This is a genomic window from Microbacterium phoenicis, from assembly GCF_047302325.1.
In the GTDB taxonomy this organism is placed as follows: Bacteria; Actinomycetota; Actinomycetes; order Actinomycetales; family Microbacteriaceae; genus Microbacterium.
In genome coordinates, this window is the sequence record NZ_CP154849.1 from 840,087 (window position 1) to 854,345 (window position 14,259).

Here is a 14,259-nt window from a genome sequence, read left to right on the forward strand (position 1 = left end):
GTCCGGCCCCTTCGTCGTTCAGGTGTGGCGCACCAGGAAGACGTCGACCTCGTCCTCGCTGTCGAGCGTGAAGCCGTGACGCTCGTACAAGCGGCGCGCAGGGCTGCCCTGCAGGACGTTGAGGCGCCACGGGGCCGGGTGGAGCTCCGCGAGCGTCGCCCGCAGGATCTCCGTGCCGACGCCGTGCCCCTGCGCACGCTCGGCGAGGTAGAAGTGTTCGAGCCAGGTGCCGTCGGAGGCCGGGCGAACGGCGATCGACCCGGCATCCGTTCCGTCGACGACGATCACGCGAGTGAGGGCCGGATCGAAGGCGTCGAGGAACCGCTGCCGCACGCGATGCTCGTCGTACCGGCCGAGGCGCTCGAGGTCCGGGCGCATGACCACGGTTCGCAGCTCGGCGATCCACGTCGCGTCGGCGGGCGTCGAGGGGCGGAGGGTCCAGCGCATCCGTCCATTCAACCCGGTGGCCGCGTCGTCGGATGCAATGGATGCCGGGTGACGCGCGGCATCCGTGGTTCGATCGTCGGCGTGTCGGGCGCGATCTCTTGCATCCGCGGACAGGCGAGGATGGTCGGGTGACCCTCTTCATCCGCCCTGCCCATCTCGACGGCGGCGATCGCGGGCCGGTCGCGGCGATGCTGGCCGATTACCACGCGCAGACCGAGGGTGAGAAGGTCGCGCACGGGGTCACCCCGCCCGGCGAGCTGCCCGAGCGGTACGCGGCCGAGGTGCGCGACCCTGCGGCATCCTTCGCCGGTGCTGACGTCATCGTCGCGGCTCGCGACGGCGAGACGATCGGCACGGCGGTGCTGCGCCGCGCGGGCGCCGATCTCGAGCTCAAGCGACTCTGGGTCGCACCCGCAGGGCGCCGGTCGGGTGCCGGATCCGCCCTCATGGCGGATGCCGCGGCCCGCGGCCGCGCCGCCGGTGCGACGGGCCTGCGGCTGTCCGTGTGGGACTGGCGTGCGGATGCGCTCGCCCTGTACGCGCGGCAGGGTTTCGTCGAGGTGCCGTCGTGGGAATCGCGCCAGCGACTCGTGTGCCTCCGTCTTCCGCTCTGAGCGGCCGTCGAAGGATGCAAGGGATGCCGGGCGACACCCGGCATCCGTCGTCCGATCATCGGGGTGTCGCGCGTGAACTATTGCATCCGCGGACAGGCGAGGATGGGGCCATGCTCATCGTCATGGCAGGGTTGCCCGCGTCGGGCAAGAGCGCGCTGGCCGTGCGCATCGCCGCCGAACTGCGATGCGCGATCCTGTCGGTCGATCCCATCGAGGCCGCGCTGTGGCGCGCGGGGATCGGCAGAGACCAGCCGACCGGGCTGGCTGCCTACGTCGTGGCCGAGGATCTCGCGCGCGAGCAGCTCCGCATCGGTGCCGACGTCATCGTCGACGCCGTCAACGACGCCGAGCTCGCGCGGCAGCAGTGGCGATCGCTCGCCGCCGAACAGAAGATCGGCGTCGCGTTCATCGAGGTGGTGTGCACCGACGAGGACGAGCATCGACGACGCCTCGAAACTCGGCGACGGCCGCTGGCGGGATTCGCGGAGCCCACCTGGGACGAGGTCCGCGCGCGATCCGTCGGCTTCGACGGCTGGACCGATGCGCGGCTGACGATCGACTCGATGTTGTCCCTCGACGAGAACCTGCGGCTCACGCTCGAGCATCTGCGTCAGGTTCCGGCGGGCTGAGAGGCGTCGACGGATGCAAGGGATGCCGGGCGACACGCGGCATCCGTGGTGCGGTCGTCGGCGTGTCGGGCGTGAACTATCGCACCCGCGATCGGGGGGCGAACGTGCGAACGGACCGGGCGCGCCCTCCGCAGCGCCCGGCCCGTCCGGGTCTCTCAGGAGCGACGGTCGCCGAAGACGTCCTTCTCCATCGCGTCGTAGCCCTCGCGCTGCGGGTCTCCGTGCAGGCCGCCGGAGAGCGCGTACTCCTCCTCGGGAGAGAGGATGAGGCGCTTGCGGCCGTAGACAGCGAAGCCGATGAAGATCACGACGTAGACGATGATGATCGCGACGATCGCGAGCAGATACGACGGGTTGAACAGCAGGCCGACGAAGACGATCGCGGCGATGATGCCGGCCGAGTAGGCGCCGAACAGACCCCACGGGCTCTTGTACGGACGCGCCGCGTTCGGGAACTTCTTGCGCAAGATGATGAACGACACCATCTGCAGGAAGTAGGCGAGCACCGCGCCCCACACGGCGATGTTCAGCACGATCGCACCGGCGGGGCTCGTGTCGCCACCCGCCGCCTGCAGGATCACCAGCGCGATGAAGCCGAGAACGGCACCGAACGTCAGTGCGACCCACGGGGTCTGACGCTTGCCGGTCAGCGACAGCCAGCGCGGGTAGTAGCCCGCACGGGACAGTGAGTACATGTTGCGCCCGTAGGCGAACATGATGCCCATCAGCGAGGCGAACAGGCCGATGAGGGCCAGCAGCGAGAGGATCGCGGCGGCCTGATCGGGCAAGAACGCCTGGAATCCTTCGAGCAGCGGTTCGGTCGACGGCGCGGTGGCCTCGGCGCCGAGCACACCGGTGTTGAGGAACAGCACGATGAGACCCGTCACGATGAGCGTGCCGCGGGCCCAGAGGCCGGCGCGGGGGATGTCGCGGGCGGGGTTGTGCGACTCCTCGGCCGCCAGCGGGAGCTCCTCGATGCCGAGGAAGAACCACATCGCGAACGGCAGTGCCAGAAGGACCGCGCCGATGCCGTGCGGCAGGAACTCCGAGGCGCCGAACGCCGCAGGATCGGGGGCGATATTCCAGAGCGAGTTCCAGTCGAACGCACCCGAGACGAGGGCCATGACGCCGAAGACGACGATGATGCCGATCGAGATGATCGAGACGACGATCGCGAAGCCGAAGGACACGGCGGCGCCTGCCGCGTTGAGGGCGATGAAGAGAGCGTAGAGGATGACCCACCACAGCCAGGGCGGCAGGCTGACCCCGGTGAGCAGCGACAGCGCTTTGTCGGCGTACTGGCCCGAGAAGTACACGACCACCGCGGTCGTCGCGACGTACTCGATCGTCTCGGCGAGGCCCGTCGCGAGCCCTCCCCAGGGCCCCAGCGCCGAGCGCGAGAACGAGTAGGCGCCGCCGGTATGGGGCATGGCCGCGGCCATCTCCCCGATCGAGAAAGTGAGCCCGTAGTACATGAGCACGAGCACGGCGAAGGCGATCAGCATGCCGCCGAACCCGGCGAAGCCGATGCCGAAGTTCCACCCCGAGAAGTCGCCCGAGATGACGGCGGCGACAGCGAGACCCCAGAGCCCCCAGACTCCGGCGGAGCGCTTCAGGGTTCGTTTCTCGAAGTAGCCCTTCTCCGCTCGGGCGTAGCGGACACCGCCGGTCGCGGGGGGAGTGGTGCTCGGATTCGTCATGAGACCTCCTGGCTGCGGGTCGGCGCGCAGCGCGCCGGTCGGGTCGGCGCGCTGGCTCACGCCTTGCGGAAGAGTGTGGCGTCTATTGGTATGCCGTGTCTACCTTTGGCATGTAGCGTTCTCGTTACAGGCCCACGACGATCCCGCACAGAGCACGACGGAAGGACGACCGATGCCCGGAAATCTGACGGTGGACGAGCTCGCCGACGCGATCGCGAAGGACGAGATCGACACGGTGATCGTCGCCTTCCCCGACGCCCAGGGGCGCCTCGTCGGCAAACGCGTCGCCGGTCGGTTCTGGCTCGACGAGGTCGCCGGCCACGGCGCCGAGGTGTGCGACTATCTGCTCTCGGTCGACGTCGACGTGAACACGATCGACGGCTACGCGATGTCGGGCTGGGACAAGGGCTACGGCGACCTCGTGCTGCGTCCCGACATGGCCACGCTCCGCCGCATCCCGTGGCAGCCGGCGACCGCGCTCGTCATGGCCGACCTCGAGTACGTGCGCGGCGGCGCCGTGATCCAGTCGCCCCGCGGCATCCTCAACGCGCAACGTCAGCGCCTCGCCGACCGCGGCCTCGTCGCCTACTCGGGCACGGAACTCGAGTTCATCGTCTTCGACGACTCGTTCCGGGATGCCTGGGCGAAGCGCTACGTCGGGCTGCAGGCATCCACCGACTACAACGTCGACTACAACCTGCTCGCCACCACCCGCCTCGAGCCGCTGCTGCGGGACATCCGCCGCGGCATGGAAGGCGCGGGTCTCTACTGCGAGGGCGTCAAGGGCGAGTGCCACGACGGGCAGCAGGAGATCGCGTTCCGGTTCGCCGAGGTGCTCGAGACCGCCGACCAGCACACGATCTACAAGAACGGCGCGAAGGAGATCGCCGACGCGCACGGTAAGTCGCTGACGTTCATGGCGAAGTTCGACCAGCGCGAGGGCAACAGCTGCCACATCCACCTGTCGGTCCGCGGCGAGGACGGCGAGGCGGTCATGTCGGGCGACGGCGAGCACGGGTTCAGCCCGCTCATGGAGCACTGGATCGCCGGCATCCTCGCCACCCTCCGCGAGTTCACGCTGCTCTACGCGCCGACGATCAACTCGTACAAGCGCTTCGCGAAGGGCTCGTTCGCTCCCACCGGCATCGCGTGGGGCGTCGACAATCGCACGTGCGCGCTCCGCGTCGTCGGCAAGGGCTCGTCGCTGCGCGTCGAGAACCGAGTGCCGGGCGGCGACGTGAACCCCTACCTCGCGATCTCGGCGATCATCGCGGGCGGCCTGCACGGCATCGAGAACGAGCTCGAGCTGCCCGCGCCGCTCACCGGCAACGCCTACGACTCCGACGTCCAGCACCTGCCGACGACCCTCCGCGAGGCGGCGGATCTCTTCGAGCAGTCCGAGATCGCCCGGGCGGCCTTCGGCGACGATGTCGTGGCCCACTACCTGCACCAGGCGCGCGTCGAGGTCCTCGCCTTCGACGCCGCCGTAACCGACTGGGAGCGCATCCGTGGCTTCGAACGTCTCTGATCCCGCGGGCGGGCGCCGCCCCGTCATCGGACTCACCACCTACCTCGAGCGCGCGGTGCAGGGGGTGTGGGACGTCCGCGCGAGCTTCCTGCCGCAGCAGTACTTCGACGCCGTGACCGCGTCGGGCGGCGTGGCCGTCCTCCTGCCCCCGCAGCCGTCGGCGAAGGCGGCGGCCGAGGTCGTGCTCGACGGACTCGACGGGCTGGTCCTCACCGGCGGGCTCGACGTGCAACCCGAGCTGTACGGCGAGGAGCGGCATCCGCTCACCGATCCTGCCCGCGCCGACCGCGACGAGTGGGAGCTCGCCCTGCTCGCCGGCGCGCGTGAGCGCGGCATGCCCGTGTTCGGCATCTGCCGAGGACTGCAGCTGATCAACGTCGCCTACGGCGGCACGCTGCACCAGCACCTGCCCGAGGCCCTCGGCACCGAGCGCTACAAGATCGGCGGCGGCGTGTTCGCCGAGAACACCGTCGAGGTGGATGCCGAGACGACGCTCGCGGGCCTCATCGGCGCCGGTCCGTACGGCGTGCACAGCTACCACCACCAGGGCGTCGACCGCCTCGGCGAGGGGCTGGTCGTGACCGCGCGCACCGACGACGGCCTCGTGCAGGCGTTCGAGACGCCGGGCGACGACTACCTCGTGGCGGTGCAGTGGCACCCCGAGGAGAACTCCGCCGACCGCCGCCTGTTCCTGGGGTTGGTCGCCGCGGCCGACGCGTACGCCGTCGCGCACCGGGGGGTCACCGCGTGAGCGCCTTCACCGTCCTGAACCCCGCCACCGGCGCTGCCGTCCGTGACGTCGCACTCACTTCGGTCGATGAGACGGATGCCGCGATCGCCCGCGCCGTCCGCGCGCAGCGCGCGTGGGCCGAGCTCGCCCCCGTCGCCCGCGCCGACGCCCTGCGGGACTTCGCACGCGTCGTCGAGGACCACGTCGAGGAGCTCGCCCAGCTCGAGGTGCTCGAGGCGGGGCATCCCATCTCGTCCGCCCGGTGGGAGGCCTCGCACGTCGCCCAGGTGCTCAACTACTACGCCGGCGCGCCGGAACGACTGATCGGCAGCCAGATCCCGGTCGCCGGCGGACTCGACGTGACCTACCACGAGCCATACGGCGTCGTCGGGATCATCGTGCCGTGGAACTTCCCCATGACGATCGCGGCATGGGGGTTCGCGCCCGCGCTCGCCGCCGGCAACGCCGTCGTGCTGAAGCCCGCTGAGATGACCCCGCTGACTGCGATGCGCCTCGGCGACCTGGCACTCGAGGCGGGGCTCCCTGACGGCGTCTTCACCGTCATCCCGGGCGCCGGTCCCGTCGTCGGCGAGCGGTTCGTGACGCATCCCGACGTGCGCAAGGTCGTCTTCACCGGATCGACGCGCGTCGGAACCGAGGTCGCCGCGGGCTGCGCGCGCGAGCTCAAGCCCGTGACGCTCGAGCTCGGCGGAAAGAGCGCCAACATCGTGTTCGCCGACGCCGACCTCGAGGCGGCCGCCGCGGCCGTTCCCGGCTCGGTCTTCGACAACGCCGGGCAGGACTGCTGCGCGCGCAGCCGGCTGCTCGTCGAGCGCTCGGTGTTCGACCGGTTCCTCGAGCTCGTCGAGCCCGCCGTCGCCGCGTGGCGCGTCGGCGACCCGAACGACGAGTCGACCGAGATGGGCCCGCTCATCTCCGCCGCACAGCGCGATCGTGTCGCCGGGTATGTCGACGGGGCAGACGTCGCGTTCCGCGGGTCCGCGCCCGACGGCGACGGGTTCTGGTTCGCGCCGACGGTCGTGCTCGCCGGCCGCGGCGACCGCATCGCGACCGAGGAGGTCTTCGGGCCCGTCGTCGCGGTGCTGCCGTTCGACGACGAAGCCGACGCGATCTCACTCGCGAACGACACCGTCTACGGCCTCGCGGGGTCGATCTGGACGCGCGACCTGGGCCGCGGCATCCGGGTCTCGCGAGGCGTGCAGAGCGGGGTGCTGTCGGTCAACTCGCACTCGTCGGTCCGCTACACGACCCCGTTCGGCGGAATGAAGGCCTCGGGCCTCGGCCGCGAACTCGGGCCCGACGCCGCCGAGCACTTCACCCAGACCAAGAACGTCTTCTACGCCACCTCCTGACCCGGAAGGACCTCCCGAATGGACCTCACCCAGCGCCTGCGCGACCGCGTCGCCATCATCACCGGCGGTGCCAGCGGCATCGGTCTCGCGACCGCGCGGCGGTTCGCCGCCGAGGGGGCCCGCGTCGTCATCGCCGACCTCGACCCCGTGACCGGCCAGAAGGCCGCCGACGAGGTGGGCGGCGTCTTCCGCCAGGTGAACGTCGCAGACCAGGCATCCGTCGACGCGCTCTTCGACGGGGTCGCAGCCGACCTCGGCTCGGTCGACATCGCGTTCAACAACGCCGGCATCTCGCCCGCCGATGACGACTCGATCGAGACGACCGAGCTGCCCGCGTGGGACAAGGTGCAGGACGTCAACCTCAAGAGCGTCTACCTCTGCTCGCGCGCGGCGCTGCGTCACATGGTGCCGGCGGGCAAGGGCTCGATCATCAACACGGCGTCGTTCGTCGCGCTGCTGGGCTCGGCGACGTCGCAGATCTCGTACACCGCGTCGAAGGGCGGCGTGCTCGCGATGACCCGCGAGCTCGGCGTGCAGTTCGCCCGCCAGGGCATCCGCGTCAACGCGCTCTGCCCGGGGCCGGTGAACACGCCCCTGCTGCAGGAGCTGTTCGCGAAGGACCCCGAGCGTGCCCAGCGCCGCCTGGTGCACGTGCCGATGGGCCGCTTCGCCGAACCCGAGGAGATGGCGGCCGCCGTCGCGTTCCTCGCCTCAGACGACTCCTCGTTCATCACGGCGAATGCGTTCGTCGTCGACGGCGGCATCACCAACGCCTACGTGACGCCGCTGTGACCCGCGCCGCGTCGTCGCCCGATCTCGGCCGCACCGTCTACCGGCCGGTGCGCGGCGGCAACGCGCTCGAAGACACCGTTGCGCGGCTCGTGCAGACCGTGCGGCTCGGTGTGGTCGCGCCGGGGGAGTCCCTCCCTTCCGAGCGCGACCTCGCCGAGCGGTACGGCGTCAGCCGCGACACGGTCCGGCAGGCGATCGGCGAGCTCGCCGACGCCGGGTACGTCGAGCGGCGGCGCGGCCGGTACGGCGGCACGTTCGTCGCCGATCCGCTGCCGGTGCCCGCGGGGCCGGTCGACGCGGCGGAGCTCGAGGACATCCTGGGCCTGCGCCGCGTGCTCGAGGCGGGGGCCGCGCGCGCCGCGGCCTCTCATGAGTTGTCGGATGCCGCCCGCTCCGCACTCGAGGAACGCCACCGCGCGACCGTCGGAGCCGCAGAGGGGGAGTACCGCCGGCTCGACTCGCTGCTGCACCTGGCGATCGCGGAGGCCAGCGGCATCCCGTCGCTGCTCCCCCTGGTCGTCGAGAACCGGGCCCGCGTCAACGCCTGGCTCGACACGTTCCCGCTGCTGCCGCGCAACATCGAGCACTCCGACGCGCAGCACGAGCGGATCGTCGCGGCGATCCTGGCGGGCAACCCGGATGCCGCCGAGGCCGCTGTGCTCGAACACCTCGCCGGGTCGGAGGCGCTGCTGCGTGGGTTCCTGGGCTGAGCGCGCGCCGACTGGTGTCGTCCGGGCGAATCTGGTGTGCTGAGCGGTGATGGTGCGGCCCGTGGTGATGCAGCGGCCTACAGTGATCCGGCGACCTGGCGCCGAGGCGGCCGGATGGGGTGCGGCGCTCGCGCTCGCGCTGATCGCCGTGGCCGTGGTCGCGTCGACGAGCTCGTGGCTGCTGTATCGCGACGGAGACTCGGTCGTCGTCGCACTGATGGCGGATTCGCTGCGGCGCGGCGAGCCGCAGGACTGGGCACTGTCGCCCGTGCTCTTCCTGCCCGAGACCGCGGTCTACGCCGCGCTGTCCTCGCTCGGGCTCGGCACGACCGGAACCCTCACCCTCAACGCCGTCGTCAACCTGCTCGCCGTGTACGGCGGCATCCGCCTGGTCGCCGGGGGCTTCCGGCCCGGCGCGCGGCCCGTGGCCGGGAGCGTCCTCGCGTTCGCGGCGTTCGTCGCGCTGATCGTCCTCGAAGTGCCCGACGGGATGCCGGGGTTCCACCTCGCGCTTCTGACCGCGACGACGACTTACTATTCGGCGACGGTCGTTGGCACTCTGGTCGTCGTGGGCCTGCTCCGGCGCGCGCTCGACGGGGCGCCGCCGGTGCGGACCGTGCCGGTGACCGTACTGGTCGTGGCCGTCTCGACGCTGACGAACCCGCTGTTCGTCGTGTGGTGCGTTCTGCCGGTCGTCGGGGTGGTCGGCATCCTGATCCCGCGGCGTCGGATCGACTCACATCTCGCGTTCGTCCTGCTCCTCTCGACCACAGGTGCGGCGGCCGTCGGGTACCTGCTGCGCGCTCCGTTCGCGGACACCATCGTCGCGGCCGGGGGCAACTACCTGCGCCCGGATCGAGCCGGTGCAGCGATCGCCCACCTCGCCGAGGTGAGCGGAGCGACGGTGTCGCGGTGGAACGGCGCGCTCTGGTTCGCGGCCGGCCTCGCACTCGTCGTCGCGTGCATCGTCATCGGGCTGCGGGCGTGGCGCCGGCGCGATGCCGTCGTGGCCGCGGTCTGCGGGATCGCCGTGGTGGCACCGATCGCGGCGACGGCTCTGGTGATCGTCGCCGGGACCGATGCCGACCGGTATCTGCAGCCGTGGGTGTTCCTGCCCATCCTCGTGCTCGCCGTCGCGCCGCCCGCCGTCTCAGTGCCGCGCGCGGTGGGCGGGGCGCTGGCGGGCGCGCTCGCCATCGGAGCGGTCGCCGCCGTGCCGGTCACGGTGGCCGTCGCCGGCCGCGAGGAGGCGGACCTCGTGTGCGTGACCCGATGGGTGGACCAGTCCGGTCGGACCGGGGCCGGGCAGTTCTGGACCGTCCGCGCCCCGAAGCTGGCGCTCGCCGACCCATCGCAGCTCATCCAGGTCGACAACACGCTGCGCCCCTACGACTGGCTCGTCAACCGTGCGGAGCGTCGCGGGCCGGTCACCTTCCTGGTGCAGGATGCCGCCTCCGTCCCGTTCGTGCTCCCCGTCGGCGCGGAGACCCCGGACCGGGTGGCCTGCGGCCGCTACACGATCCTCGACTTCGGCTCGCGCGTGCTGCCGCTGGGCGAACCGCGGAACTGACCGCGCGTCAGCGGATGCAAGGGATGCCGGGCGACGCGCGGCATCCACTCGACTGACGACGGCGTGTCGCGACCGAACTATTGCGTCCGCGTGCGGCGACGCGCGATCACGGGCACGGCGACGCCGATGAGCACGACGGCGAGGAGGGCGGGGAAGGTCCACGCCATGGTGACGTAGGCGGCGTCCAGCGCGGGGGAGGACGCGATGCCCGCGTCGGCTCCGGGCACTCGGTCGACGAGAACCGTCGCGGTCACCGTCGATGCCGCGAGAGCGATGCTCAGAGCCAACGCGGCCGCTCCCGTCACCACGATCCAAGCCACGAGCCGGCGGCGTCCGCTCCCCATGACTGCAGGCTAGGGCACGACCGGCCCCTGTCAACGGATGCAAGGGATGCCGGGCGACGCGCGGCATCCGCTCGCCTGGCGACGGCGTGTCGCGGCCGAACTATTGCATCCGCGTGCGGTTCGCGAACGCACCCGCGCGCTGCACCCTCTCGTCGGCGGACGGGGGCACCCAGCCCTCCGCCAGCCCGGCGAGCACGACGCTCGAGAACGACACCTCTCCGGCGGCGACCCGCTCGGCGACCTCGTACGTCAGATCCATCTCGGCCGCGACCTCGTCCACGGTCGCGCCGTTCGCGAGGGCTTCGTCGATCGCGGCATCCGCGGCGCGAATCGCCTCGACCAGAGCGGATGCCGCGGCGAACGCACCGACCCGTGCGGCTCGCAGTTCGGGGTGGTCCATGCCCGAAACCTAGTCGAGCGGAGCGACATCCACCTGCACGCGCAGGGTCGAGGTCTTCGCCTCGGTGAAGATGATGCCCGTCACCGGTGCGACGTCGCCGTAGTCCCGCCCCCACGCGACGGTCACGTAGCGATCGTTCGCCCACTGGTTGTTCGTCGGGTCGATCGCGAGCCACTGGTCGGTGCCCGGCAGCCAGACGGCGAGCCAGGCGTGCGAGGCATCGGCGCCGAAGACGCGCTCCTTGCCGGGCGGCGGCTGCGTCGCGAGGTATCCCGAGACGTAGCGGGCGGCGATGCCGTGCCCGCGCAGGCAGGCGAGGGCGACGTGCGCGAAGTCCTGGCAGACGCCCGCCCGCTTCGACATCGCATCGCCCACCGTGCTCGTGACGGTCGTCGCGGTCTTGTCGTAGTCGAAATCCCGGAAGATCCGCTGCATCAGATCCGTCGCCGCCTCACCGATCGGCCGTCCCGGCGTGAGCGATTCGGCGCCGTAGGCGACGGCCGCCTCGTCGTGCGCGACCCGGGCCGACTCGAGCGCGTACTCCGTGGCGTCGACGGCACCGGGCAGTTCGGGATGCCGCAGCGGCCGCGCGAGCTCCCACGGCTGCGCGAGCGCCTCGGCGTCGTAGTCGGGCACCGCGACCGTCACTACGCTCGAGGCTTCGATCGTCAGCGCCTCGTGCGGGTCGGTCACGTGGAAGTAGGTCGACGAGTTGCCGAACCAGTCGGTGCGGGGCGACACGTCTCCAGGGAGCGGCTCCACCGTCACCTCGGAGTCGGCGATCCGTTGCCACGGAAGCTCGCGCGGGCGCAGGTGGAACTGCCCGATGCTGTCCTGCACGGCGTCGCTGTAGGTGTAGGCCGTGCGGTGCCACACGCGGTAGCGGGTCATGCGCGGGCACCCATCAGTTCGACGAGCGACAGCTCGGTCATCGACACGGGCGGCGGGCCGGCCTCGAAGTGCAGGTCGCCGATCGCGTCGGAGAGCTGCTCGAGCTGGCTGCGCACCCCCTCGAGACCGTCGACGAGCCGCTCGCGGCGACCGCCGACGACGGCGGTCATCTCGAGCACCTCCACCTCGCCGAGCTCGGTCTCGAGTTGGTCGAGCAGACGCTCGGCCCGCGAGGAACCCGTCGAGGCGGGCATCGCGGCGAGGTGCTCGCGCAGCGTCTGCAGCGAGAACGCGAGCGAACGCGGATTGCCCCGGTCGAGCAGCAGAAGCTCCGCGACGTCCGCCGCGCGCATCGCTCCGCGGTAGCGGCGGCGGTGCGTCACGACGCTCTCAGCCGACAGCAGCAGCGACTCCAGCACTTCGCGGTCGGTGCGCGGGCTGCGGCTGACCGACAGCGCAGACGACAGCAACGTGGTCAACTGCAGGCCGCGCTCGAGGTAGCGACCCGCCTCCATCATGTGCCAGCCGGGGTCGCGGATCATGTTCGCCGTCACGCCGTACAACGACAGCATCGAGGCGAGCATGCGCCCGGCCGACTCGGCCGTCCGGTGTGCGTGCGACGAGGTGCGCAGCGCTCGCACCGCGCGTTCGATGTTCGAGAACACGCGCCACGTGTCGCCCGAGAGCTGGTCGCGGACACCTTCCATCGCGTCGCGCAGCCGCGCGATCGAGTGCGCCGCCGAGCCGGGACGGGCGGCATCCAGCAGCAGCGACCGGAACTCCGCCTCGGGGTCGCTCGCCCGCGTTCCGGCGAGCGTGTGCAGCGCCGCGAGCAGGACCCGCACGCTGTCGCTCGCGCGTGCGGCGCTGTGCGCACCGGGCTGGTCGAGCGCGGCCTGCGTGGCGATCACGAGACGCAGCAGATCCTCGGCGCGCTCGGCGTACCGGCCCGTCCAGTAGAGATCAGACAGTGCGCGCGGTGCGAGCGTCGGGTCGCTGCGGGTCGACGGAAGAGATGCGACGTCCGCGATCCCCTGGTCGGGCTCCGCCTCGTCCGACTTGAGCACCCACACATCCTTCGTGCGCGGGGCCGCGTCGGGCGCGGTGCGGACGGTGGCGAGACCGCCGACGAGCGGCCGATAGGTCGACCCGAAGCGGATCGCGAACCCCCGCAGGGTGACCGGTAGAGCGGATGCCGCGCCCCCGGCATCCCACACCGGAACCTGCGAGAGGGGCAGCTGCTCGACGGCGGCGTAGCGGTGCGGCTCGCGGTCGAGGCGCGCGAGGACCGCCGGGTCTGCGGGAGCGAGGCGGCGGCGCGGATCGTCGACGAGACCGACGGCGAGCGTCGGATCGCCGGCGGTGAGACGCGGAAGGACCTCGGCGCGCGCGTCGGCATCACCCAGCCACCAGGCGGGCACCGAGGGGAGGCGCAGCTGCTCGCCGAGGAGGCGCTCGCAGACGGCCGGGAGGTAGGGGAGCAGGGCAGGATTCTCGAGCACACCCGCGCCGAGTCCGTTGACGACCCGCACACGTCCGCGACGGACGGCTTCGGCGAGGCCCGCGATGCCGAGGCGCGACCCGGAGCGGAGTTCGAGGGGGTCGCACCACTCGGCATCCACTCGGCGGAGGATCACGTCGACGCGTTCCCGCGGCGCGCGCTGCGGCCAGCCGGCGGGTTTCATCCACACCGCGCCGTCGCGCACGACGAGGTCGCTGCCCTGCACGAGGGGGAAGCCGAGCGCGTTGGCGATGAACGCCTGATCGAACGCCGTCTCGGACAGCGGCCCGGGGGAGAGGACGACGATCCGCGGGCTGCTCGTGTCGTCGGGAGCGGCGGCGATGAGCGCCGCGCGGAGAGCCGCGAAGTAGGGGTCCATGCGGTGCAGGGCGCCCTCGTCGAGGAGGTCGGGCAGCACCTGCGAGATGACGCGTCGGTTCTCGGCCGCGTAGCCCAGCCCCGACGGGGCCTGCACGCGGTCGGCGAGCACGCGCCACTCGCCCGCCGCATCCCGACCCAGGTCGGTCGCAGACAGCAGCAGGTCGGGCGGCGGGCTCTCCCCGCCCCGTCGAGCCATCGCGCGCACGAATCCGGCATGGCCGAGGATGACCGCTGCGGGGACGATGCGCTCGCGGATCACCACCTGCGGTCCATAGAGGTCCGCCAGGAGTGCGTTCAGGAGTTCGGCGCGTTGGGCCAGACCGACGTCGAGACGCCCCCATCCCGCGGCATCCAGGACGAACGGCATCGGATCGAGTTGCCACGGCTGCAAGTCGTCGCCGGCGCGCGCGTACGAGACGCCGTCGTCGGCGAGGAACCGCGAGATCTCCCCGTCGACGCGGTCCAGCTCGTCGCGGGTCAGCCCGAGGGCGAGCGAGGCGAGACCCTGCCAGGCGGGACGCAGCGCACCGTCGGCGTCGACGACCTCGTCGTAGCGCGGCGTCGCCGAGGCGAACGGCAGCGTCGGCTGCGACACGGCCGCGGCGTAGTCTCGGAGCACACTCACGAGGTCCCTCCCTGCGTCCAGCGT

14 protein-coding genes are annotated in these 14,259 nt (G+C 71.5%); 8 read left to right on the forward strand and 6 right to left on the reverse strand.

The window, feature by feature from the left end:
• Positions 1 to 18 precede the first annotated feature (18 nt).
• Positions 19 to 447: an N-acetyltransferase family protein gene (locus ABCU91_RS04140; RefSeq protein ID WP_413354901.1), complete on the reverse strand. Its 429-nt coding sequence runs from the start codon at positions 445 to 447 to the stop codon at positions 19 to 21.
• Positions 448 to 575: 128 nt separating this feature from the next.
• On the opposite strand from ABCU91_RS04140, the gene ABCU91_RS04145 reads away from it, so the two are divergent.
• Both ABCU91_RS04145 and ABCU91_RS04150 read left to right on the forward strand, forming a co-directional pair.
• Positions 576 to 1,061 carry a GNAT family N-acetyltransferase gene (locus ABCU91_RS04145; protein ID WP_413354902.1) on the forward strand — a complete coding sequence of 162 codons (486 nt, stop codon included), beginning with the start codon at positions 576 to 578 and terminating at the stop codon, positions 1,059 to 1,061.
• A 110-nt stretch (positions 1,062 to 1,171) separates the two neighbouring features.
• Complete coding sequence (locus tag ABCU91_RS04150; protein WP_413354903.1) at positions 1,172 to 1,690, forward strand: AAA family ATPase; 519 nt, start codon at positions 1,172 to 1,174, stop codon at positions 1,688 to 1,690.
• Positions 1,691 to 1,845: 155 nt separating this feature from the next.
• Here the strand turns inward: ABCU91_RS04150 and ABCU91_RS04155 are convergent, their stop codons facing one another.
• The gene (locus tag ABCU91_RS04155) at positions 1,846 to 3,390 is read right to left on the reverse strand and encodes an amino acid permease (RefSeq protein ID WP_413355373.1); all 1,545 of its coding nucleotides are present in this window, start codon (positions 3,388 to 3,390) and stop codon (positions 1,846 to 1,848) included.
• A 172-nt stretch (positions 3,391 to 3,562) separates the two neighbouring features.
• Between ABCU91_RS04155 and ABCU91_RS04160 the strand changes: the two genes are divergently transcribed.
• The 6 genes from ABCU91_RS04160 to ABCU91_RS04185 all read left to right on the forward strand — a co-directional run bounded on the left by ABCU91_RS04160 (position 3,563) and on the right by ABCU91_RS04185 (position 10,093).
• Positions 3,563 to 4,918: a glutamine synthetase family protein gene (locus ABCU91_RS04160; RefSeq protein WP_413354904.1), complete on the forward strand. Its 1,356-nt coding sequence runs from the start codon at positions 3,563 to 3,565 to the stop codon at positions 4,916 to 4,918.
• The gene (locus tag ABCU91_RS04165) at positions 4,899 to 5,669 is read left to right on the forward strand and encodes a gamma-glutamyl-gamma-aminobutyrate hydrolase family protein (protein WP_413354905.1); all 771 of its coding nucleotides are present in this window, start codon (positions 4,899 to 4,901) and stop codon (positions 5,667 to 5,669) included. The genes ABCU91_RS04160 and ABCU91_RS04165 overlap by 20 nt, the downstream gene beginning before the upstream one ends.
• Positions 5,666 to 7,021 (forward strand): aldehyde dehydrogenase family protein, encoded by a 1,356-nt coding sequence (locus ABCU91_RS04170; RefSeq protein WP_413354906.1) that lies wholly within the window; start codon positions 5,666 to 5,668, stop codon positions 7,019 to 7,021. The genes ABCU91_RS04165 and ABCU91_RS04170 overlap by 4 nt, the downstream gene beginning before the upstream one ends.
• An 18-nt stretch (positions 7,022 to 7,039) precedes the next feature.
• A complete protein-coding gene (locus tag ABCU91_RS04175) occupies positions 7,040 to 7,813 on the forward strand; it encodes a 3-oxoacyl-ACP reductase (protein WP_020097807.1) in 774 nt (257 codons plus the stop codon).
• Positions 7,810 to 8,523, forward strand: a complete 714-nt coding sequence (locus ABCU91_RS04180) for a FadR/GntR family transcriptional regulator (RefSeq protein WP_413354907.1) — start codon at positions 7,810 to 7,812, stop codon at positions 8,521 to 8,523. The genes ABCU91_RS04175 and ABCU91_RS04180 overlap by 4 nt, the downstream gene beginning before the upstream one ends.
• Positions 8,524 to 8,605: 82 nt before the next feature.
• Positions 8,606 to 10,093: a hypothetical protein gene (locus tag ABCU91_RS04185; RefSeq protein WP_413354908.1), complete on the forward strand. Its 1,488-nt coding sequence runs from the start codon at positions 8,606 to 8,608 to the stop codon at positions 10,091 to 10,093.
• 77 nt (positions 10,094 to 10,170) lie between these two features.
• Here ABCU91_RS04185 and ABCU91_RS04190 read toward each other — a convergent pair whose 3' ends face one another.
• The 4 genes from ABCU91_RS04190 to ABCU91_RS04205 form a co-directional block, all read right to left on the reverse strand.
• A complete protein-coding gene (locus ABCU91_RS04190) occupies positions 10,171 to 10,437 on the reverse strand; it encodes a hypothetical protein (RefSeq protein ID WP_413354909.1) in 267 nt (88 codons plus the stop codon).
• 100 nt (positions 10,438 to 10,537) lie between these two features.
• Positions 10,538 to 10,837, reverse strand: coding sequence for a hypothetical protein (locus ABCU91_RS04195; RefSeq protein ID WP_413354910.1), 300 nt, complete (start codon positions 10,835 to 10,837; stop codon positions 10,538 to 10,540).
• 9 nt (positions 10,838 to 10,846) lie between these two features.
• Entirely contained in the window at positions 10,847 to 11,728 is an 882-nt protein-coding gene (locus ABCU91_RS04200) for a transglutaminase family protein (RefSeq protein ID WP_413354911.1), read from the reverse strand.
• Positions 11,725 to 14,235, reverse strand: a complete 2,511-nt coding sequence (locus ABCU91_RS04205) for a circularly permuted type 2 ATP-grasp protein (protein WP_413354912.1) — start codon at positions 14,233 to 14,235, stop codon at positions 11,725 to 11,727. The genes ABCU91_RS04200 and ABCU91_RS04205 overlap by 4 nt, the downstream gene beginning before the upstream one ends.
• Positions 14,236 to 14,259: the final 24 nt, after the last annotated feature.